This window comes from Bacteroides sp. 1001136B_160425_E2, assembly GCF_015559655.1.
GTDB lineage: Bacteria > Bacteroidota > Bacteroidia > Bacteroidales > Bacteroidaceae > Bacteroides > Bacteroides luhongzhouii.
In genome coordinates this window covers 1-22,107 of sequence record NZ_JADMQH010000004.1, presented here as the reverse complement: position 1 = coordinate 22,107, position 22,107 = coordinate 1, and the positions used below count along the sequence as shown (strand labels likewise).

16 protein-coding genes and 1 pseudogene are annotated in these 22,107 nt (G+C 39.0%); 13 read left to right on the top strand and 4 right to left on the bottom strand.

The genetic code is table 11. The annotated features are described in order from the left end of the window. Positions 1-36 precede the first annotated feature (36 nt). The 4 genes from I2I04_RS04745 to I2I04_RS04730 form a co-directional block, all read right to left on the bottom strand. A complete protein-coding gene (locus I2I04_RS04745) occupies positions 37-1,629 on the bottom strand; it encodes an NADH-quinone oxidoreductase subunit D (protein ID WP_143259144.1) in 1,593 nt (530 codons plus the stop codon). Positions 1,630-1,656: 27 nt separating this feature from the next. Beyond that, complete coding sequence (locus I2I04_RS04740) at positions 1,657-2,259, bottom strand: NADH-quinone oxidoreductase subunit B (RefSeq protein ID WP_195654478.1); 603 nt, start codon at positions 2,257-2,259, stop codon at positions 1,657-1,659. Next, positions 2,250-2,600 (bottom strand): NADH-quinone oxidoreductase subunit A, encoded by a 351-nt coding sequence (locus I2I04_RS04735; protein WP_004312114.1) that lies wholly within the window; start codon positions 2,598-2,600, stop codon positions 2,250-2,252. The genes I2I04_RS04740 and I2I04_RS04735 overlap by 10 nt, the downstream gene beginning before the upstream one ends. 118 nt (positions 2,601-2,718) lie before the next feature. Then, positions 2,719-3,096: a hypothetical protein gene (locus I2I04_RS04730; RefSeq protein WP_143259145.1), complete on the bottom strand. Its 378-nt coding sequence runs from the start codon at positions 3,094-3,096 to the stop codon at positions 2,719-2,721. Positions 3,097-3,357: 261 nt separating this feature from the next. On the opposite strand from I2I04_RS04730, the gene I2I04_RS04725 reads away from it, so the two are divergent. The 13 genes and pseudogenes from I2I04_RS04725 to I2I04_RS04670 form a co-directional block, all read left to right on the top strand. Further along, complete coding sequence (locus I2I04_RS04725) at positions 3,358-4,962, top strand: DUF6377 domain-containing protein (protein ID WP_143259146.1); 1,605 nt, start codon at positions 3,358-3,360, stop codon at positions 4,960-4,962. A 192-nt stretch (positions 4,963-5,154) separates the two neighbouring features. Next, positions 5,155-5,679, top strand: coding sequence for an RNA polymerase sigma-70 factor (locus I2I04_RS04720; RefSeq protein ID WP_195654477.1), 525 nt, complete (start codon positions 5,155-5,157; stop codon positions 5,677-5,679). Between the two features lie 77 nt (positions 5,680-5,756). After that, entirely contained in the window at positions 5,757-5,987 is a 231-nt protein-coding gene (locus tag I2I04_RS04715) for an anti-sigma factor (RefSeq protein ID WP_195654476.1), read from the top strand. 12 nt (positions 5,988-5,999) lie between these two features. Further along, on the top strand, positions 6,000-8,573 hold the full coding sequence (locus I2I04_RS04710; protein ID WP_195654475.1) for a glycoside hydrolase family 38 C-terminal domain-containing protein: 2,574 nt from the start codon (positions 6,000-6,002) through the stop codon (positions 8,571-8,573). Between the two features lie 9 nt (positions 8,574-8,582). After that, positions 8,583-10,922, top strand: a complete 2,340-nt coding sequence (locus I2I04_RS04705) for a GH92 family glycosyl hydrolase (RefSeq protein ID WP_195654474.1) — start codon at positions 8,583-8,585, stop codon at positions 10,920-10,922. A 48-nt stretch (positions 10,923-10,970) separates the two neighbouring features. Continuing rightward, entirely contained in the window at positions 10,971-14,060 is a 3,090-nt protein-coding gene (locus I2I04_RS04700; RefSeq protein WP_195654473.1) for a discoidin domain-containing protein, read from the top strand. Positions 14,061-14,105: 45 nt separating this feature from the next. Continuing rightward, on the top strand, positions 14,106-15,512 hold the full coding sequence (locus I2I04_RS04695) for an SGNH/GDSL hydrolase family protein (protein ID WP_195654472.1): 1,407 nt from the start codon (positions 14,106-14,108) through the stop codon (positions 15,510-15,512). Positions 15,513-15,521: 9 nt separating this feature from the next. Beyond that, positions 15,522-18,194 (top strand): family 78 glycoside hydrolase catalytic domain, encoded by a 2,673-nt coding sequence (locus I2I04_RS04690; RefSeq protein ID WP_195654471.1) that lies wholly within the window; start codon positions 15,522-15,524, stop codon positions 18,192-18,194. 184 nt (positions 18,195-18,378) lie between these two features. Next, positions 18,379-19,143, top strand: coding sequence for a type IV toxin-antitoxin system AbiEi family antitoxin (locus tag I2I04_RS04685; protein ID WP_195654470.1), 765 nt, complete (start codon positions 18,379-18,381; stop codon positions 19,141-19,143). After that, positions 19,136-19,528 carry a nucleotidyl transferase AbiEii/AbiGii toxin family protein gene (locus I2I04_RS04680; protein ID WP_195654469.1) on the top strand — a complete coding sequence of 131 codons (393 nt, stop codon included), beginning with the start codon at positions 19,136-19,138 and terminating at the stop codon, positions 19,526-19,528. Before I2I04_RS04685 ends, I2I04_RS04680 begins: the two co-directional genes overlap by 8 nt. A 17-nt stretch (positions 19,529-19,545) precedes the next feature. Continuing rightward, positions 19,546-20,055: a hypothetical protein gene (locus tag I2I04_RS04675; RefSeq protein WP_195654468.1), complete on the top strand. Its 510-nt coding sequence runs from the start codon at positions 19,546-19,548 to the stop codon at positions 20,053-20,055. A 47-nt stretch (positions 20,056-20,102) separates the two neighbouring features. Then, a pseudogene (locus I2I04_RS23630) lies at positions 20,103-20,417 on the top strand (DUF6443 domain-containing protein); the annotation flags it as partial. A gap of 342 nt (positions 20,418-20,759) precedes the next feature. Beyond that, positions 20,760-22,107, top strand: a 1,348-nt coding sequence (locus I2I04_RS04670) for an RHS repeat domain-containing protein (protein ID WP_410489763.1), incomplete at its 3' end; no start/stop codon positions are given.

Below are 22,107 nucleotides of genomic sequence, written 5' to 3'. Positions count from 1 at the left end.
ACTTGTTACTTAATACTTGTTTTTAATATTTGTTTTTTATCTATCAATATCCGGAACGACATAATCTATTGTTCCGCCAATAGCAATTAAGTCGGCAATCTTCGTTCCCCGGCAGATGGTGTCAATTGCAGCAACAAGCGGCAATCCCGTAGCACGGTAGTGCAGGCGGTAAGGCGTTTTGTCACCTTGACTTTCCAGGAAGACACCGAATTCACCACGACTTCCTTCTACTGCAGCATAGTAACTGCCTTCCGGAACACGGATGATAGGTTTCATCTTCTCCTGATAAGGTCCCTCGGGAATATTGTCTATTAATTGCTCGATGATGTTCAGACTTTCCATGATTTCATCCATACGCACCAGGTAACGGGCAAAGCAGTCACCTTCCGTATAAACGATTTCTTTGAAATCGACTTTGTCATATACACCGTATGGCATCCGTTTACGTACGTCACACGCCCATCCTGATGCACGGCCTGTACCTCCGGTACAACCGAAAGAGATGGCATCTTCACGGCTTAACACACCGACGCCTTTCATACGGCTCTGTGCGATGATATTACCTGTGAATATATCGTGATATTCGTGGATGATTCCTCTCATGTAAGGAATGAATTCTTTTACTCGTTTGACGAAGTTAGGGTGAAGATCAGCCTGTACACCGCCAATCGTATTGTAGTTCATGATCAGGCGTCCGCCGCAAGTTTCTTCAAAGATATCGAGAATCTTCTCACGGTCACGGAATCCATAGAAGAATGCTGTCAATGCTCCTAAGTCCATAGCAAGACAAGAGTAGAACAGCAAGTGAGAGTCGATACGTTGCAACTCATCCATAATGGTACGGATGTACTGCACACGTTCGCTGACCTCAACGCCCATGGCTTTTTCAATACACATACACAATGCGTGACGATTCTGATGTGCACCCAAATAGTCCAGACGGTCTGTTAATGCTAATGTTTGAGGATAAGTGAGGCTTTCATTCATTTTTTCGATACCCCGGTGGATATAACCGCAGTTTGCATCAATTTTACGAATGATTTCACCTTCCAGAGAAACACGGAAGCGCATTACACCATGAGTAGCAGGGTGTTGCGGACCGATGTTGACTACATATTCTTCTTCACCGAACAGCTTCATCTCTTTGTTCTTGATGGTTCCGTCCGGGTTCAGTTCTATTTCTTGAGTCGTGTCAAACGTCTCTTCATTGGTCATGCACAGTGGGTTATCCTTTTCCGGATCGTTATCCTTACGCATAGGATAACCTATCCAGTCGTTACGCAGATACAGCCGGCGCATGTCAGGATGACCGACAAAGGTGATACCATAATAATCGAAAACTTCACGTTCGTAGAAGTCGGCTATCTTCCAGATATCGCTGACAGATGGAATTTCCGGTAGCTCGCGGTTGGTTGTCGCTGTTTTTAGTGCTATCCGTTCGCCTGTAATGGTAGATTCCAGATGGTAGACTACGCCTAAGCCGCGGAGTTTTTCCGGAGCGTCTTTCTCATCGGCTACTCCCCAGTCCATACCGGTGAGGCTTTCGAGAAAGTCCATTTGTTTTTCATTTCGCAAGCGCAGCATCTCGTCGTGTAACGCTGCAGGAGCTATAAATTGTATTTCTTGCATAAATCCTTTAAATTACAGAATGTAGAATCATTCTTCATTTTTTAAATAATCCGGTTTCTTCTCTTTTCTGTTTACTCCACCAAAGAACTTTTCTATTTTCACTTTGCGTTGCAATTGCATCATGCCATAATAGAATGCTTCAGGACGTGGCGGGCATCCGGGAATATATACATCTACCGGAAGAATCTTGTCCACTCCGTTTACTACGTGATAGGACTTCTTGAAAGGACCTCCGCTGACAGCGCATCCGCCTACGGCAACCACATACTTCGGGTCGGGCATCTGGTCATAGAGTCGTTTCAGTACCGGAGCCATTTTATTGGTGATTGTTCCGCATACCATAATCATATCAGCCTGGCGCGGACTGGCACGTGCTACTTCAAACCCAAAGCGGGCCATGTCATAACGCGCGGCACCCAGTGCCATAAATTCGATACCGCAGCAACTGGTTGCAAAGGTAAGCGGCCACAGTGAATTGCTGCGTCCCCAGTTGATAAAGTCGTCAAGTATTCCGAGGGCAACATTGGCTCCTCCTGCATTAAGTTCCTTGACCAACTTTTCCAATGATTCATTGTCGATAAACTCATCATACGGAATAGATTTTATTTTTGGCTTTTTGGTTATTTCCATTCCAAAGCTCCTTTCCTCCAGGCATAAGCAAGACCCAGAACTAAAATGATAAAGAAGAAGAGAACACTAATAAGTCCCTGTGGTCCCATGTCGCGCATAACTACCGCCCACGGAAACAGAAAAGCTGTTTCGACATCGAACATAAGGAATAGGATGGCAAACAAGTAGTAGCCTACACGGAACTGCATCCATGATTTGCCACGTGTCGGTATACCACATTCATAAGCCTCAAACTTTTGCAGATTGTATGAACGGGGAGAGATAGCACGCGAAAGGGCTATTACTACACCGACAAAAGCAAGCGCTGTCAGTAAAACAACAACTAAAAACGTAAAATTCATAATTCAATAGCTGTTTAGATTGAATATTATATAGAAATAAACAATTAGTCTATTCGTCCTATGGAGAATAAAACCAACTGTAATAGATGACGAGTAAAAGAGTCTACTGTACTGTAGGCTAAATAACAATTTTTCTCAACCCATATATATAATAGGAGATAGGATCGTAATAGTATGTAAGAGAATGGGACGAGACAGGGTGAGGCGGGCTTTGACGTTTGTAATGGTCGCAGAAATAAGCGATTAACAAGAGCATACTTTTATCTGTTGGAACATGTGCAACATCTGTATGGCTCATATCGCAGGATTGGGTCGTATAAAGATTGTAAAGACGTTCTAAAGCATTTTGAACCGGACGATCCTGCGATACATAGCATCTCTCCTGCCGATAAGTCGGGGAGGCAACTTTGCACATATCTTCCATTGTTCCGTTAGTTGCACAATGGATGAGCAAAGCCAATATTAACAGTAGTCCGAATTTTAAGCTTTGTTTCATCTTTCTCTTTTAACGGCTGCAAATATAGAACTAATATTTATACTTTTTGCAAAGTCCGTATGGCAAAAAAGCTTTTTTTAACTCCGCTTCTTTTAGATGCGTTTTTTAGCCCGCATAGTTTCACAGATATAGTTTTGGAATAAGGTAATCTTTCTACCATCATTTGTTAAAAGATGCAATAAAAAAGATGATTTACGTTCTTTTTTATGAATTACACAAAGAAAATACATTTTTTTGCAGATTAAGAAAGAATACACTATTATGAAACGCACACTTTGGTTTACATTTTTCCTTCTAAACTCTTTGTTTTATCTCTATGCAGATAGTGAGAATGATTCTTTGTTGAAGGTATTGGACAAAGTGATTTCTGAACGTTTGATATATACCCAGAAAAAAGAAGCGACCATAAAAGAATTAAAGAAAAAGAAGGTTGGCCTTGATTCGTTGGAGGATATATATAATTTAAATAAAGAGATTATCCACCAATATGAGACCTTTGTCTGCGATTCGGCAGAACAATATATTCATGAGAATATTGATATAGCAAAAACAATCGGTAATAAAGAATATCTTTTGGAAGAGCAACTCCGGTTGGCTTTTGTCTATTCTTTATCCGGTTTGTTTATTCAAGCTAATGATATTTTTAAGTCGATAAAATGTCCGGATTTACCCGATCATTTAAAAGCTTTGTATTGCTGGAATCGTATACGTTATTATGAAAATCTCATTAAATACACGGATGATGTACGATTTTCAAACGAGTATATATCGGAAAAAGAAGCTTATCGGGATACGGTGATGAGCATCTTATTTGACCAGTCGGATGAATATAGAAAAGAAAAAGCGGTGAAACTTCAAGATAAAGGGAGTACAAAAGAAGCTCTTCTGATTTTGACAGAGATATATGATAAGCAGGAGCCGTCCTCTCATGGATATGCTATGATGGCTATGGGACTTGCCAGGGCTTATCGGTTGATCGGAAATTATGCATTGGAAGAAAAGTTTTTAATGCTGGCTGCTATGACAGATACAAAACTGGCTGTAAAAGAGAATGAGGCATTATTGACATTGGCAGTTAATTTGTATCATAAAGGAGATATAGACAGGGCTTATAATTATATTAAGGTAGCGTTGGATGATGCCATCTTCTATAATTCCCGTTTTAAGAATACAGTAATTGCCCGTATCCATCCGATTATTGAAAATACGTACTTGATCCGGTTGGAAAAACAAAAGCAGAACCTTCGTTTTTATATATTTCTGACTAGCTTGTTTGTGGTAGCTCTTGCTATCACCCTGTATTTTACATATAAACAAACAAAAATTGTATCCCGGGCTAAGCGGCATCTGAAAGCTATGAATGAGGAATTGGTCGGGTTGAATAAGAATCTCGACGAAGCTAATTTGATTAAAGAAAAGTATGTGGGGTATTTTATGAATCAATGTGCTGTTTATATTAATAAACTCGATGAGTACAGGAAGAATGTGAACAGGAAAATCAAGACCGGACAGATTGATGATTTGTATAAATCATCTTCTCGTCCTTTTGAAAAGGAACTTGAAGGGCTTTATCAGAACTTTGATAAAGCGTTCCTTAAATTGTATCCTAACTTTGTGGAAGAGTTCAATTCTTTGTTGAAACCGGAGGAACGCTATAAATTGGAAAAAGACCAACTGAATACAGAATTACGCATATTTGCATTGATTCGATTAGGAATTACCGATGTTGGACAGATCGCTGTATTTTTACATTATTCTGTGCAGACAATTTATAATTATAAGAGTAAAGTGAAGAGAATGTCCACTCTTGATAGTAATATCTTTGAAGAAGAGGTAAAAAAACTTGGTTCTTTGTCTCAAAAATGATTCTATCCGGTTTACCAAAACTAAAAAATGGTATTGATTTAAAATGTTGATTATTAAATGTATATGTGAATAATAGTCTTTAAAATGTTTACTTTCCCGCCTACTTCCATTAAGAAGTAGGCTTTTTTCATCTCTATATTTGCATCACAAGATTTTTGATAACTGAATACTAATCTAAAGAAACACACAACTATGAGTTTTTCTGAATTGTATCTTATTTATTATCCCAAACTAGTTCGGTTTGCAAAAGAATTTGTGATGTCGGAAGAGGATGCTGAGAACATAACGCAAGATGTGTTTGCAGACTTATGGGAAAAGAGAGAGTCTATGAATCATATTGAGAATATGAATGCTTATCTTTTCAGGCTTGTAAGAAACAAATGTTTGGATTATTTAAAGCATAAAGTATTTGAGCAAAAGTATGTCGAGAATGTGAAGGCTTCTTTTGAGATTGAGTTGAATCTGAAATTACAATCTTTGGATCGTTTTGATGTATATGATATATCAGAAAGAGTTCAGATGGAGAAACTGATACGGGAGGCTATCAATGGTTTGCCTAAAAGATGTCGTGACATATTTTTGTTAAGCCGCATGGAAGGATTGAAGTATAGGGAAATATCCGAGCGTCTGGGCATTTCGGTAAATACAGTGGAATGCCAGATGGGAATAGCACTAAAAAAGTTGAGAGCAAAACTCAATGTAACATTGGCAGCATAACTTTTTAATTAATTTATAGATGTTCTTTTAAGGGTATTTATTTAGATAATCGTTCTTTGGTAAAAAGAGCTGTGTATATGGAAAATTGTTTGAATAAATATTTTGCGGATGAATTTACTTCTGATGAAAAAACAGAGTTTCTGATAGAAGTGGAAAACAACGAAAAGTTGAAAGAAGAGTTTATAGAAAATCAGAATATGCTGGCACTCGTTGATTGGATATCTCCGGAATATGAAAATAATAAAGAAATTGTCCAACATAAATTATATGAATTTATGCGTAGAATGGAACAATATAAAGATAAATAGGTTTAGGATACCATGAATAAAATTTATATCATATTACTGACTGTTTTCTTTTATGCAAATGTTTATTCTCAACAAGCTTATTTTGTTGATGGGTATCATGGCGGGATATATGGGCATTATCCGGTAAAGTGGAAAACTCAATTTATTGTGGATAAGTTGGCTATGCATCCGGACTGGCGGATTTGTATGGAGATAGAGCCCGAAACATGGGATACGGTCAAGGTACAGACTCCTGAGGCCTATCTGCGTTTTAAAGAGATGGCTACCAGTGAACAGGTAGAGTTTACGAATCCTACTTATGCACAGCCTTATTGCTATAATATCTCGGGAGAGAGTATAATAAGACAGTTTCAATATGGTATTGCTAAAATAAACACACATTTTCCGGGGGTGGATTTTGTAACCTATTCGGTAGAAGAACCTTGCTTCACAAGTTGCTTGCCACAAATCCTTAAACAGTTCGGCTTTAAATATGCTGTATTAAAATGTCCCAACACCTGTTGGGGAGGGTATACTGCTGCTTATGGCGGAGAATTGGTTAATTGGGTGGGACCGGACGGGACTGCAATATTGACTGTTCCCAGATATGCTTGTGAAAAACTAGAGCCGGGATCAACTTGGCAGACAACTGCTTGGGGAAATTCGGATGCTTATTTAAAAGATTGCCGTAACGCAGGTATCAAACACCCTGTTGGTATGTGTTTTCAGGATGCCGGATGGAAGAACGGCCCATGGCTGGGAAGTGGAAAGAACACAAAAAATAACTCTATATATATGACATGGAGAGATTACATTGAGAATGTCTCCATCGGAAAAACGGATGATAACTGGAATTTTTCACAGGAAGATATACATGTGAATCTTATGTGGGGGAGTCAGGTTTTACAAAAAATTGCGCAAGAGGTACGTGCTTCAGAAAATAGAATCCTCATGGCGGAGAAGATGTCCGTTATGGCTTATCTGGAGAATCAATATATTTGTCGACAGGCAGACGTGGATGAGGCTTGGCGTACGCTGATGCTGGCACAACATCATGATTCGTGGATTGTGCCTTATAATGGACTGAATAGAAAAGGAACATGGGCTGATCAGATTAAGCGATGGACAGATAGTACCAATCATATTGCAGATGGAATTATTGAGGCATCTATGCGGAGCTTTAATGAAAAGTTTATTCCGCAAAATAATGCTCGACAGCAATATATACGTGTTTTTAATACATTAGGAATGAGAAGAAAGGAAATCGTAAGGGTTCTTCTGCCTACGGAATCTGAAAATGCGGATTTAAGTGTTTGTGACTGGAAAGGTAAAGATATAGGTTGTTTTGTAGAAAATGAAGGTAAAGAGATAAGATTATTTTTTGAGGCAGAGATTCCTCCCTTTGGTTATTCCACGTATTGTATAAAAAAGAAAGAAGCTGGTAAGAAAGAGGCTTCGGAGAGTAGATTCGTTTCGGAAAATAATAAGGTGAATAAACAGGAATACGTGGTTGAAAATGATATGTATAAAATTGTTTTTGACTTATCAAAGGGAGGAACCATAAAAAGCCTGATAGCTAAAAAAGAAGGGAATAAGGATTTTGCAGGTAAAATGGAGAAATATGCTTTAGGGGAGTTGCGAGGCTTTTTTTATGAAGAAGGCAAATTTCGTTCTTCTAGAGAAACTCCGGCTAGGCTGACAGTAGTGAGGGATAATGTATATGAGCAAAAAGTAAAGATAGAGGGTGAGATTGCTTCCCATCCGTTTACACAGGTAATCACTCTCACTAAAGGAACGAGACGAATTGATTTTGATTTGACAGTTGACTGGAAAAATAATGTAGGTATTGGTGAATATAAAGAGGAGCGTTGGCGTGATAATCGTCGGGCTTATTGTGACGATCGATTTAAACTAAGTGTATTATTCCCGACTGATTTACATTCTCCCCGTGTTTATAAAAATGCACCGTTTGACGTATGCGAAAGCAAACTGACTGATACTTTCTTTGGTTCTTGGGATCAAATCAAACATAATATTATACTTCATTGGGTTGACTTGGCTGAACAAGAAGGTGACTATGCTTTGGCTTTATTATCAGACCATACTACTTCTTATTCTTATGGAGAGGACTATCCGCTAGGACTGACTGCTCAATATTCGGGTGGAGGACTTTGGGGACCTGATTATAAAATAACACACCCTTTGAGAATGAAGTATGCAATTATACCTCATCGTGGCAAATGGGACAAAGCATCAATCGCAGATGATAGCGATTGTTGGAATGAACCATTGTTGTATTCTTGCTATCCAGTGGCAAAACCGGAATCGAAATCATTTATTGATTTACAGAATACCGGTTATCAAGTGAGCGCTCTTCAAATGAAAGATGGAAAGGTACTATTGCGCCTGTTCAATTCCGAAGGGGACGAAAGATTACAAAAGGTTACTATTGATATGCCATTATCCGGTGTAGAGGAAGTTGATTTGAATGGACAATGTATCGAAAGAAAGAAGATAAAAACACGTGCCGGCAAATCGGAAATAGTGATTTCAATGCCTCGTTTTGGTATTAAGACTTTCATTCTTAGTTTGATTAAAAATAATTAGATTATTATTATGTATAAAGCGACTGCTAATCTTTTAATTGTTTGCTTTTTGGGTTGGATGACAGGGTGCTCATCAACCAATACTGTATCGGAAGATTTAGTTCCGACTGATTATGTAAACCCGTTTATTGGTGCCAGTACTAGTGTAGGGGCTGCCGGAGTTTACCATGGATTAGGTAAAACTTTTCCCGGAGCCACAACTCCTTATGGTATGGTACAGGTTAGTCCTAATACAATAACGGGAGGCGATAATGGTTCCGGATACAGTGATGAACATAAGACAATCGAAGGATTTGCCTTTACTCAGATGAGTGGTGTGGGATGGTTTGGTGATTTAGGGAATTTTCTTGTGATGCCTACAACTGGTGAATTATACAAAGTCGCAGGTAAAGAGAATAATGATAGTATAAAAGGATATCGTTCAGCTTATAACAAAGCTACAGAAACGGCTAAGGCAGGATATTATTCGGTAGAATTGACTGATTATCATATAAAAGTAGAAAGTAGCGCGACACCGCATTGTGGAATTTTACATTTTACTTATCCTTCTAGTGATCAATCGCGTATTCAGATTGATTTAGCCCGTAGAGTAGGGGGAACATCTACTTCCCAGTATATTAAAGTTGTAGATGATTACACCATTCAAGGATGGATGAAGTGTACGCCCGACGGTGGTGGATGGGGTAATGGTGAAGGTAAAGCCGATTATACCGTTTATTATTATGCACAATTTAGTAAACCTTTGACAGACTATGGCTTTTGGAGTGCAGATATTCCCGAACATTGGATTCGGAAACGTGATGAAGTAGTGAGTATTCCTTATTTGACTCATGTATCACAAGCTCCGGTTATAAAAGACAAGAAAGAACTGACGGGTAAACATCTGGGCTTTTTTACAGAATTTCCAACAAAGGAGGGAGAGACTGTAGAGATGAAAGTTGGTATCTCTTTTGTTGATATGGAGGGTGCCGCAAATAACTTTGAACAAGAAATAGCCTCTAAAAGCTTTGAACAAGTAAAACAGGAAGCCACTGAATTGTGGAATAAAGAACTTAGTCGTATCCGGATATCCGGTGGTACAGATGATGAAAAAACGATATTCTACACTGCCATGTATCATACGATGATTGATCCTCGTATCTATACAGATGTCGACGGGCGTTATGTCGGTGGTGATTATAAAATACATACGGCTGACAGCACCTTTACAAAACGTACTATATTCAGTGGATGGGATGTATTTCGTAGTCAGTTTCCTTTGCAGGTTATAATTAATCCGCGTTTAGTAAGTGATGAACTGAACTCATTGATTACTATGGCAGATCAGAGTGGGCGCGAATACTATGAGCGTTGGGAATTGCTGAATTCTTATTCCGGTTGTATGTTGGGAAATCCTGCTTTGTCTGTTTTGGCAGATGCTTATATCAAAGGCATTCGTACGTATGATGCAGAGAAAGCATATCGTTATGCCGTTAACACATCACGTCGTTTTGGTAATGATTCATTGGGGTATGCTCCGGAACCATTGAGTATTTCAACAACTTTGGAGTATGCTTATACTGATTGGTGTATATCTCAATTAGCGAAGGCTATGGGAAAAGAAGACGATGCCAAATGTTTCTATGAAAAGGGACAGGCATATCATCATATTTTTGATAAAGAAAAGGGGGGGTTCCGTCCTCGCAAAGCAGATGGTACATGGGTAGAATGGCCGGAGAATGCACGTCTTAAAGAATGGTATGGGTGTATAGAAGCAAACTCTTATCAGCAAGGTTGGTTCGTGCCTCATGATGTTCCGGGAATGGTGGATTTGATGGGTGGCAAGGAGAAAGTTATTGAGGATTTAACAGATTTCTTTAATAAAACTCCTTCTAATATGTTGTGGAATGAATATTATAACCATGCGAATGAACCAGTACACTTCGTTCCTTTTTTGTTCAATCAACTTTCAGTTCCCTGGTATACTCAAAAATGGACACGCTATACCTGTGAAAAGGCTTATGCAAATAAAGTAGAAGGGATCGTTGGCAATGAAGATGTAGGCCAAATGTCGGCATGGTATGTGTTGGCAGCTTCCGGCATTCATCCTTCCTGCCCGGGGAATACACGTATGGAGATTACAAGCCCGGTCTTTGATAAAGTAGAGTTCAATCTCGATCCTAACTATTATACAGGGAAGAAATTCACGGTGATAGCTCATAATAATAGTATAAATAACGTCTATATACAAAAGGCCTTGTTGAACGGTCAGGAATACAATAAATGTTATCTTGATTTTGTGGACATTGCAGCCGGAGGTACATTGGAGTTGTTTATGGGTGATAAACCTAATATTGAGTGGGGAATTTGATTGAATAACATACTCTAAAACAAATTGTTACTTTAAAATCTTGATAGTATGATGAATAAACTTGGGCTTATCATTGTATCGGTTATATTTGCTCTAATCCAGACAGGGTGTGTAGAGCAGAGTACGTGGATGTCTTTGAACAGCTCTAATCCTCGGATTATCTGGGAAGTGAAACCCCAGGCAGATTTAGAGAACATAACCGGAGAGCAGATTTCTACTCTGGGATTTAAAATGTCTGATTACGTTAAAGGTGTGGTTCCTGGAACAGTTTTTACTGCTTATGTTGAAGCAGGAATCGTTCCTGATCCTAATTATGCCGATAATATTTATAAAGTAGACGAAACGTTTTATAACCGCCCGTTTTGGTATCGTACAGAATTCGAACTCCCGTCTTCTTATTCGAAGGGGAAGCGGGTATGGCTTCATTTCGACAATACGAACCGCTTTGCCGATTTTTATTTTAATGGCGAGAAGATATCAGGAACAAAAACATCGACTAAAGATGTAAGCGGTCACATGTTACGTTCGAAGTTTGATGTGACCAATCTGATAAAGAAATCCGGTAAGAATGTGATTGCTGTTCTGATTACCGATCCCGACCAGAAAAAGACCCGTAAGGCTAAAGATCCGTATGGAGTTGCATGTAGTCCCAGTTATCTGGCTGGTGCGGGATGGGACTGGATGCCATACGTACCGGGGCGTCTGGCTGGTATCACAGGGAATGCTTATCTTGTGGTAACAGGAGATGTAGTGATGGAAGATCCTTGGGTACGTTCAGAGTTACCGACCTTGCAGAAAGCAGAGCTCTCTGTCTCAACGGATATTAAGAATGTTTCTTCTTCCCCCAAAGAAGTCGTTGTGTCTGGAGTGATTCAACCGGGGAACATATCTTTCTCTAAAGACATTCGGGTAGAAGGAGGAACAACAGCCAAATTATCTATAAACAAAGATGACATAGCGCAATTGGTCGTTGACCATCCGAAACTTTGGTGGCCGAATGGTTATGGTGATCCCAATCTTTATACTTGTAAGCTGACTTGTTCTGTAGATGGAAAAGTGTCAGATGTAAAAGATCTGACATTCGGTATCAAGAAGTATGAGTATAAAATGGTAGATAATGTAGTGGGATATCCTGTTCTTACATTCTTTATCAACGGACAGAAAATTTATCTGAAAGGTGGTAACTGGGGAATGAGTGAGTATCTGCTTCGTTGTCAGGGTAAGGAGTATGAAACGAAAATCAGACTTCATAAGGAGATGAATTATAATATGATCCGTCTATGGACAGGTTGTGTTACTGATGATGAGTTTTATGATTATTGTGATAAATATGGAATTATGGTATGGAATGATTTCTGGTTATATGTAGCATACAATGACGTGGCGCAACCGGAAGCATTTAAAGCGAATGCCCTTGATAAAGTCAGACGCCTCAGAAACCATCCTTCCATTGCTATTTGGTGTGGAGCTAATGAAACGCATCCGGCACCTGATTTGGATAATTACCTGCGTGAAATGATTGCGAAGGAGGACAATAATGACCGTATGTATAAATCTTGCTCCAATCAGGATGGATTGTCCGGAAGTGGTTGGTGGGGAAATCAACCTCCAAGACATCATTTTGAAACTTCAGGCAGTAATCTGGCATTTAATACACCGGCTTATCCATACGGCATTGATCACGGTTACGGTATGCGTACAGAAATAGGAACTGCCACTTTCCCGACATTTGAAAGCATCAAAGAGTTTATTCCAGAAAAAGACTGGTGGCCTCTGCCTACTGATGAGCAGTTGAAAAATGATGATGATAATGTATGGAACAAACATTTCTTCGGTAAGGAAGCATCTAATGCCAGCCCGGTTAATTACAAGAATTCAGTGAACACACAGTACGGAGAATCATCCGGACTGGAAGAATTTTGCGAAAAAGCGCAAATGTTGAATCTTGAAGTGATGAAAGGTATGTATGAGGCTTGGAACGATAAGATGTGGAATGATGCTGCCGGACTTCTGATCTGGATGAGTCATCCTGCTTATCCTTCGTTTGTATGGCAAACTTATGACTATTATTACGATCCTACAGGCGCTTATTGGGGAGCAAAAAAGGCTTGTGAACCTTTACATATCCAATGGAATGCTTCCAATAACAACATAAAAGTAATAAATACTACAGCAAAGGACTTGAAGGGTGCAATAGCTAATGCTACAATTTACGACTTGAATGGAAAAGAAATATCGGCCTACGGACAGACAAAGCAGGTCGATGTGGCAGCCAGCAACATTGCAGAAGCATTCTCTTTGAACTTTAACCCTTTCAATCTGGCTTATGGAAAGAAGGTCGTAGCTTCTTCTTCAACGGGTGCCTCTAAAAGTGCTTCAATGATTACTGATGGGGGAGCGGGAAGTCGTTGGGAAAGTGCATACAGTGATCCTCAATGGATATACATAGATCTTGGTAAAGAAGAAAAGATAGAAAAGGTTATTTTGAAATGGGAGGCAGCTTGTGCTAAGAAATACGAACTGCAAGTATCGAATGATGCGCAAGAGTGGAAAACCGTTTATGCCAACAAAGATGGAAGAGGTGGTACTGAACAGATTGAATTGGAACCAGTTACAGCACGTTATGTGAAACTGGAAGGCATCAGTCGTGCTACACAGTTCGGATATTCATTGTTCGAATTCGAAATTTATGGTGAGAAATCAAAAGAGATAGAAGAACTGACTCCGCTTCATTTTATCAAACTGGAACTGACAGATGCCAAAGGTAATCTAATCTCTGAAAACTTTTATTGGCGGAATGGTGTGAGAGATCTTGACTATACATTACTGAATACACTTCCGGAAGCCGCTTTATCTTGCCGATTGGTGGATAAATCGATGTCTGATGGGACGATGAAGATAGCTGTAAAGAATAATTCCGGGACTGTGGCTTTTGCTAATCGGGTGAGGCTTGTTAATAAGGCTACGCAGAAAAGAATACTTCCAATTATTATGTCCGATAATTATGTGACATTGATGCCGGGCGAAGAAAAGGTTATCACTATGGAGGCGGCTCCCGAACTATTGAGAGGAGGCGTAAGTGTATTGGTGAAACAGTATGGAAAAGCAGAGAAGAATAAGCTGGATATAGCAGATTGATTGTTGTACGGTTATCTTTATGGTTTGATTAAAAGAATTAAGAAAATGGCTAATAGACTAAAAATGAGGATACTCTTGTTGTTATCTTTAGTTTATATAAATTGTGATTGCTTACAGGCACAAACAACAATACCCCGGTTTGAGGAAGGGGAACGTGTGGTATTTGTAGGAAACAGCATTACTCACGGCGGGCATTATCATTCATTTATCTGGTTGTATTACATGACTCGTTTTCCGGATAAACCGATTACTATCATGAATGCCGGAATTGGTGGAGAGAGTGCGTGGGATATGAAGGATCGCTTGGACTATGATGTTTTCAACAGGAAACCAACTTATGTGACTCTGACTTTCGGTATGAATGATACCGGTTATGATATTTACATGAAAGACAATGCAAAAGAACTGTCGGAACAACGGATTGCAAAGTCATTGGAAAGCTACCGGGAAATAGAAGAACGCTTACTGGCTAAAAATAAAATAAAGAAAGTATTGATTGGTAGTTCTCCTTATGATGAGACTTCCAAGTTTAATAATTTTATATTGCGTAATAAGAATGACGCCATTTTAAAAATAATAGATGCCCAACGTACATCGGCTAAAAAGAATGACTGGGGTTTTGTTGATTTTAACCAACCGATGCGTGAGATAAGCAGAAAAGAGCAGGAGGCAGATTCTACATTTACTTTCTGCAGGATAGATAGAATTCATCCGGATAATGACGGACAGATGGTCATGGCCTATTTGTTTCTGAAAGCACAGGGACTGGCTGGGGATGAAGTGTCATCAGTATCTATTGATGCATATCATTCATCTGTAATAACCCATAAGAACTGTAAGATTTCAAAACTAAAAAAGAGCGGAGCTGATCTGACTTTTGATTATCTGGCGTATGCTCTTCCTTATCCGCTGGATTCTATTTCTAGAAGTGGCTGGGGAAATAAAAGGTCACAACGTGATGCAATGCAGTTGGTTCCATTTATGGAAGAGTTTAATCAGGAATGTTTTCAGGTAACAAATTTAGAGAAAGGAATGTATCGGTTAACTATAGACAATCAGTTTATAGACAATCTCTCATCCGAAAAGTTGGCGAATGGAGTGAATTTGGCAGATTACCCGAATACTCCCCAATATCAACAAGCTGCGAAAATCATGTATCTGAATGAAGAACGGTTTGAAGTGGAGAAACGTTTTAGAGAATACTTGTGGACCGAATATTCATTCCTGAAAAAAGAAGGATTGCTGTTTGCTGATGATCAGAAGGCTATCGATAAGCTAAAAGAATATTTACCTAAAGACGGGTTTCTTAGGATGAGCTATGACTGGTATATAAAAGCGATGAATCCCGAAATACGGGAGGTTTGGAGCAATTATATGAAGAGTCTCGTTGAAACAATTTATAAAATCAATAAACCTGTCACTCATAAAGTGAGGCTGGCAAGAGTTGAATAATAATAGAAGATGAATAGAATGAAACGATTGTTATGTTTAGGTTTGATTTGTTATTTCTGTTGTCTGTCGATGATAGTATATGGAAATGAGAATTTCTATTTGGCGGAATTAAAATGTGAGAATCTTATTGATCCTTTGGGGATTGATAATGTGACTCCTCACTTCAGTTGGAAGTTAAAGGGGGACGGCTGGAAAGGCGGGCAAACTTATTATGAAATACAGGTAGCTTCGGATAGTATTCTGTTGGTGCAGGATAAAGCTGATTTATGGAATACCGGAAAATTGAAATCCAATGCTTCGGTTATGGTACCTTATCAGGGAAAGACTTTAACTTCTCGTTCTTTGTGTTATTGGCGGGTACGTGTTTGGGATGTTAAAAAACAAGCTTCATCATGGAGTCCTGTTGCCCGTTTTGGAGTTGGCATTTTGGATCAGTCACAGATGAAAGGAGACTATATAGGGGCTTCTGTTGAAGGTGGTAAGATTTGTGCTCCTATTCTTCGCAAGAAAGTGAAATTGACTCAGGGCGAGACTTCTTTCCTACATGTAAATACGTTAGGTTATCACGAAATTTATGTCAATGGAAAAAAGGTGGGGGAAGATGTTCTGACCCCTGCTGTATCACATTTATCTAAACGTTCACTAATTGTTACTTATGATATTACTCCTTATTTAAGAGAAGGAGAAAATGATTTGCTTATCTGGCTAGGACAAGGTTGGTATAAAACGACGACTTTCGGAGCAGCTTATGAAGGTCCGCTGGTAAAAGCAGAATTGGATGTGTTGAAAAATGGTAAATGGGAAGTGGTAACGAAGACAGACGGATCATGGAACGGGCGTGAAAGTGGCTATTCGGATACAGGTACTTGGCGTGCTTTGCAGTTTGGAGGTGAGAGGGTGGATGGAAGGATTCTTCCGCGAGATCTTTCAACACAGGCTTTAGACAAAATGAAATGGACTCCTGTTGTGAAAGTGAATGTTCCCGATCATATCACTTCCCCTCAAATGTGTGAGATAAACAAGATACATCAGATTTTGCAGGCTGTTTCTGTAAAGAAGCTGGGTGGAAGTCTCTGGCTGGTAGATATGGGGAAGGTTCAGACCGGATGGTTTGAGATGCAAATGCCTATATTGCCGGCAGGTCATGAAGTTATTATGGAATATAGTGATAATTTTACGAAAGACGGTGAATTTGACAAGCAAGGTGAAAGTGATATTTATATATCTGGTGGTAAGCAAGGAGAATACTTCAGAAATAAATTCAATCATCACGCTTTTCGATATGTGCGCATCTCCAATCTTCCTCAGAAACCGGAAACAGGTGCTATGAAATCTCTGCAGATTTATGGAGATTATAAACAGACCGCAACTTTTGAATGTTCGGATGCCGACTTGAATGCTATTCATCAAATGATTCAGTATACGATGAAATGTCTGACTTTTAGTGGATATATGGTAGACTGTCCGCATTTGGAACGTGCTGGATATGGTGGTGATGGAAACTCCTCAACGATGTCTTTGCAAACGATGTACGATGTAGCCCCTACTTTTGAAAACTGGGTGCAAACATGGGGAGACTCCATGCGTGAAGGAGGAAGTTTGCCACATGTTGGTCCTAATCCGGGTGCCGGTGGCGGTGGTCCGTATTGGTGCGGATTCTTTGTACAAGCTCCATGGAGAACGTATGTCAACTATAGTGATCCCCGACTGATTAAGAAATATTATTCTCAGATGAAAGAGTGGTTTAAGTATGTTGATAAATATACAGTAGATGGTTTGCTGAAACGTTGGCCCGATACCAAATACCGTGACTGGTATTTGGGTGATTGGCTGGCACCCATGGGAGTAGATGCAGGTAATCAGGCTTCAGTGGATTTGGTAAGTAACTGTTTTATCAGCGAATGCTTGGGCACTATGTATAAGATAGCCTTAACATTAGGAAACAAAGAAGAGGCGGAAGAGTTTGTTATCCGTAGAGAAAAACTCAACAAGTTGATTCATCAGACGTTCTACCGTGAGGATGAAGGAATCTATTCTACCGGTTCACAATTGGATATGTGCTATCCTATGTTGGTAGGTGTTGTACCTGATTCTTTGTACAATAAAGTGAAAGAGAACGTCGTTGCCATGACCGAAGAAAAATATAAAGGACATATTGCTGTTGGTTTGGTTGGAGTGCCTATTTTGACAGAATGGGCTGTTCGGAATAAACAAGTGGATTTCTTCTATCAAATGATGAAGAAACGTGATTATCCCGGTTATCTGTATATGATTGACCATGGTGCGACAGCGACTTGGGAATATTGGAGCGGAGAACGAAGTCGTGTACACAATTGTTACAATGGAATTGGTATTTGGTTTTATCAGGCTGTAGGAGGAATACGTCTTGACGAGGCTGAACCTGGATATCGTCACTTCTATGTCGATCCTCAAATTCCGAATGGTGTGACCTGGGCAAAAGTAACGAAAGAATCACCTTATGGTACAATTGCTGTTAATTGGAAGTTGAAAGATGATAATCAGTTGAATCTTCAATTGACAGTTCCTGCCGGAACAACGGCTACAGTTTGCATCCCTAATAATGCTGTCTCATGTAAAAAGAATAAGAAGAAAGTGAGCGTTAAGGAGCAGACTGTTGATGTAGAAGCAGGGCATTATGATTTTCTATTTAATTTGAAATAGATACATCACTACCATTTAGAAAGCGTATCGTTATAAGGATTAGGCTTAGATTTGTTGGATGGTTGTTTTTATTTGATTATTCTATACCTATGGTTTATTATAATCAAATAAAAGCAACCATTTCTTTGTATATAGTAAAAAGAAAAGTATATTTGCGGTTGGATATGAACCATTATTATAAACCATGAGTTTAGAATATCAAAATAAAATAAACCGTCTGCTTGTATCGGGGACGAAAAACGGACTGTTTTTTTCCGAATGGCTAAAGCAAAACGGCTATTCCGATCAACTGATAAACAAATATCGTAAATCGGGATGGCTCACCTCATTGGACAAAGGAGTAATGTATCGTACGGGTGACGCATTATCGGCATTTGCCGCATTGTCTTGCTATAACAAGCAGTTGAATAAACATATAAGAATAGCGGCGCATTCAGCGTTGGAACTCTTTGGATTCAACCATTATGTACCAATGGGCAAACCTGTATTGATGGTGGCACATTCCAATCTGAACGTGCCTAAATGGATGAGAAGTGATTGTTTCGATAAAACCATCAAGCCATTTGGAACAAAGATGATTGATATTCCGCAGACAAGCAAAATTCAGGTTGAAGGTGTCGATTTGCTGGTGTCATCACCGGAACAGGCTTTCATGGAATGTCTGCTGTTATCCCCTGCTCACTATAGCTATATGGATTTATACTATATAATGGAACAATTGACTTCTTTGCGTGCATACATTGTGCAAACGCTGCTTGAAACCGTAAAAAACTTGCGTGTAAAACGCATGTTCCTGTATATGGCTGAAAAAGCGGGGCACTATTGGTATGACATGCTGGAGATGGATAAAATAGACATAGGTACGTCAAAATTGCAATTAGTGGATAACGGAACCTATATCAGCAAATATAAAATCACCATTCCTAAAGAATTGAACGAATATGAATGATATATACAAAAAACAAGTAGCCCTATTGATACGCATAATGCCGTCCGTGTACCGTATCAAAGACTTTGCAGTTCATGGTGGAACAGCCATCAATCTCTTCCATAAAAATATGCCACGCTATTCGGTTGATATAGACTTGACATATATCCCGATACAAGACAGGGCAGAAAGCCTTAATGCGATAAATGAACATCTTAAAAGTTTGAAGGCGTCTTTTGAAGACGGAACACCCGATTGGAATAAATGCTGTGCAGGAGATTTGAGTAATTATCCTTCGGTAAAGTGGAAATTGCAGAATATCGGCAAACTTAAGAATAACAATCCACAGAAGCATCAACAAGGAATTGGGAAGTTAATGTTGTTCTTTGGGAACCAAAGAAAATAGGGGACAGTGTCCAACTTTTGCAGACGGGAAAGGTCGGACACCTTTTTTACGAAAGGTTACCGCCAGGGACTTACTATGTAATAGTTGAAGGAAATGAAACTGATGGGGAAATTAAGACTACTATTAGTGGCTATTATCATTGTCCAGATTCTTATCAGGATATAGGAACTTTTGGTGATTCTTTTCTCTTTTCAGAAGAGGAATGGATGGATAACTATCCTGATATATTAGGAAATGAATTAGGTGATATTGTTTATCGGTTTACGTTGACAAAACCGATGATAATTGATGTTAGCCATCAAGGGTCAAAAGAACAATGTACAGCTATTCAATTATGGGATATTGAACTAAATAAATTAGCTGATAATTTAAGTAATCCTTCTAATTTTACTACTATAAACCCTAATCAAGCAACAATGAGAATACCTTTATCAGCTGGGGTCTATTATTTAATATCTGAATCAATTGAAGCTTTTAATAGTAATAATGATAGGACAATAACAACCATAATAGAGGTTTGGTTTTAAATGAGCTGAAGGCAGATACTACTCAAAATTATATCTATACTCGTACAATGACAAGTGAAGATGGTGATACCTTTATAGATAAAGTACAATTCTATGATGGACTGGGTCGACCTATTGAGACTATACGACGAAGAGCGAATCCTTCAGGCTTCAATCTTGTAACCTATCAAGAATATGATACATATGGTAGAGAGTCTAATAACTGGTTGTCTCGTGTAGGCACTGATGGGAGTAGTAATTTTATTCCATTTAGTCAATTTAAAGATTTGTCTTCTGATGTATATGACGATGAGACAGCAGTCTATTCTAAAATAGTATATGAAGAATCGCCTCTCAATCGTATTGTTGAACAATATGGAGCTGGTAAAGATTGGCATATTAATCACCGCTGTGTTCAAACAGATTTAATGACTAATATTTTAGGGAATGACACTCTGAATTGTGCACTTTTTAAGGTCGAAAATGAATGGGAGAATGATACAATTCTAACTCTTAAGCGTGAGGGGAACTACAACTCTTGTCAATTGTTTGTTACAAGGGTACGAGATGAAGATAAAAATCAAATTTTTGAGTTTAAGGATAAACTAGGAAGATTAATACTCAGAAGACAGTTTATTGATCATGAATCATCTGATACGTATTATATCTATAATGCCTTGGGGCTGCCATTGATTGTAATCCCTCCTAAAGCTTCAGATTTATTGATGAAAGATACAAAGAATACATGGATTAGTAAAAATGACACCATATTACAACGTTATGTTTATTTATATAAGTATATTCCTTCTCGTGAGCAATTGTGTCGTGCTATGAAGTTTCCAGGATGTGCTTGGACATTCTATATGTATGATCTTAATAATAGATGTATTTTTATTCAGGATGCTAATATGCGTATGCGTGGTGAATGGCAGTTTACACTACCTGACATATCCGGACGAACATGTGTAGTAGGTACTTGTTGTAATAGAATGAATGCTCTTCAAGAGGAACAATTAACTTCTAAATCATTAATTGCGGTGAGACGAGATGATAATGCAGAGTTTGGGTATTCTTTTGTCAATCACGATATATCCCTTATGTCACCAACAGTAATAAGTGTGAACTACTATGATGATTACAGCTTTACATATTTACCCAACTTTGACTATGCTGATTTTGGCTTTAACTCTGATCCTGGATTTGATAATATATTTGCCGAGAATGTGGTTGGTTTACAAACAGGTAGCCTATCTTCTATAATAAGTAATGGATTAACTGTACTAAATTATATTCCCATGATTGTATATTATGATTGCCGTGGTAGATTAATACAGTCCAGATACGGTAATCATTTGTCTAATGGTTTAGAGGAGGAATACACTGCTTATAACTTCGTGGGTCAGCCAACCAAGCGAAAACATGTTCATTCTGCTACAGGCAAAGCCACACAGACGGAAATATACTCCTATGTTTATGATCATGCGGGTCGTTTGCTGACTACCACTCATCAGTTGAATGACGGTTCACCTGTTGTTCTGGTCTCTAATGAGTATGATGAACTGGGGCGTTTAAAATCCAACAACCGCAATGGTAATCCAAATTTGAGGACAGATTACACTTATAATGTCCGTTCCTGGGTAAAGAGCATTGCTTGTCCTTTGTTCAATGAAAGTTTGTACTATAATGATCGTCGTTCCAATGGCACGAATGTCTCGTGTTATAACGGCAATATCTCTGGTATCGACTGGAATGTGTCCGGTGATAAGGCTCGTGGTTATAACTTCTCCTATGACAACCTCTCCCGATTGACTGGTGCCTCTTATCTGGAGGGTAATACGTCCAGTGACAAGTTCAGTACTTCCTACAGTTATGACAAGCATGGTAATATGTTAAATCTGACCCGTCATGGTAATATAGGTACAACGACCTATGGCATTATTGATGACCTGATCATGAGTTATGATGGTAATCAGCTGGTGAGTGTTGAAGACAAGGACGCCAATCCCAGTCTCTCTATGTCTATGGACTTCAAGGACGGTTCGCACGAGTCTGTTGAATATGCTTATGACAGTA

Bases quoted from the DNA above. Each gene is read 5' to 3' on its own strand.
- I2I04_RS04745 (WP_143259144.1), bottom strand. From the start codon at position 1,629: ATGCAAGAAATACAATTTATAGCTCCTGCAGCGTTACACGACGAGATG.
- I2I04_RS04740 (WP_195654478.1), bottom strand. From the start codon at position 2,259: ATGGAAATAACCAAAAAGCCAAAAATAAAATCTATTCCGTATGATGAG.
- I2I04_RS04735 (WP_004312114.1), bottom strand. From the start codon at position 2,600: ATGAATTTTACGTTTTTAGTTGTTGTTTTACTGACAGCGCTTGCTTTT.
- I2I04_RS04730 (WP_143259145.1), bottom strand. From the start codon at position 3,096: ATGAAACAAAGCTTAAAATTCGGACTACTGTTAATATTGGCTTTGCTC.
- I2I04_RS04725 (WP_143259146.1), top strand. From the start codon at position 3,358: ATGAAACGCACACTTTGGTTTACATTTTTCCTTCTAAACTCTTTGTTT.
- I2I04_RS04720 (WP_195654477.1), top strand. From the start codon at position 5,155: ATGAGTTTTTCTGAATTGTATCTTATTTATTATCCCAAACTAGTTCGG.
- I2I04_RS04715 (WP_195654476.1), top strand. From the start codon at position 5,757: ATGGAAAATTGTTTGAATAAATATTTTGCGGATGAATTTACTTCTGAT.
- I2I04_RS04710 (WP_195654475.1), top strand. From the start codon at position 6,000: ATGAATAAAATTTATATCATATTACTGACTGTTTTCTTTTATGCAAAT.
- I2I04_RS04705 (WP_195654474.1), top strand. From the start codon at position 8,583: ATGTATAAAGCGACTGCTAATCTTTTAATTGTTTGCTTTTTGGGTTGG.
- I2I04_RS04700 (WP_195654473.1), top strand. From the start codon at position 10,971: ATGATGAATAAACTTGGGCTTATCATTGTATCGGTTATATTTGCTCTA.
- I2I04_RS04695 (WP_195654472.1), top strand. From the start codon at position 14,106: ATGGCTAATAGACTAAAAATGAGGATACTCTTGTTGTTATCTTTAGTT.
- I2I04_RS04690 (WP_195654471.1), top strand. From the start codon at position 15,522: ATGAATAGAATGAAACGATTGTTATGTTTAGGTTTGATTTGTTATTTC.
- I2I04_RS04685 (WP_195654470.1), top strand. From the start codon at position 18,379: ATGAGTTTAGAATATCAAAATAAAATAAACCGTCTGCTTGTATCGGGG.
- I2I04_RS04680 (WP_195654469.1), top strand. From the start codon at position 19,136: ATGAATGATATATACAAAAAACAAGTAGCCCTATTGATACGCATAATG.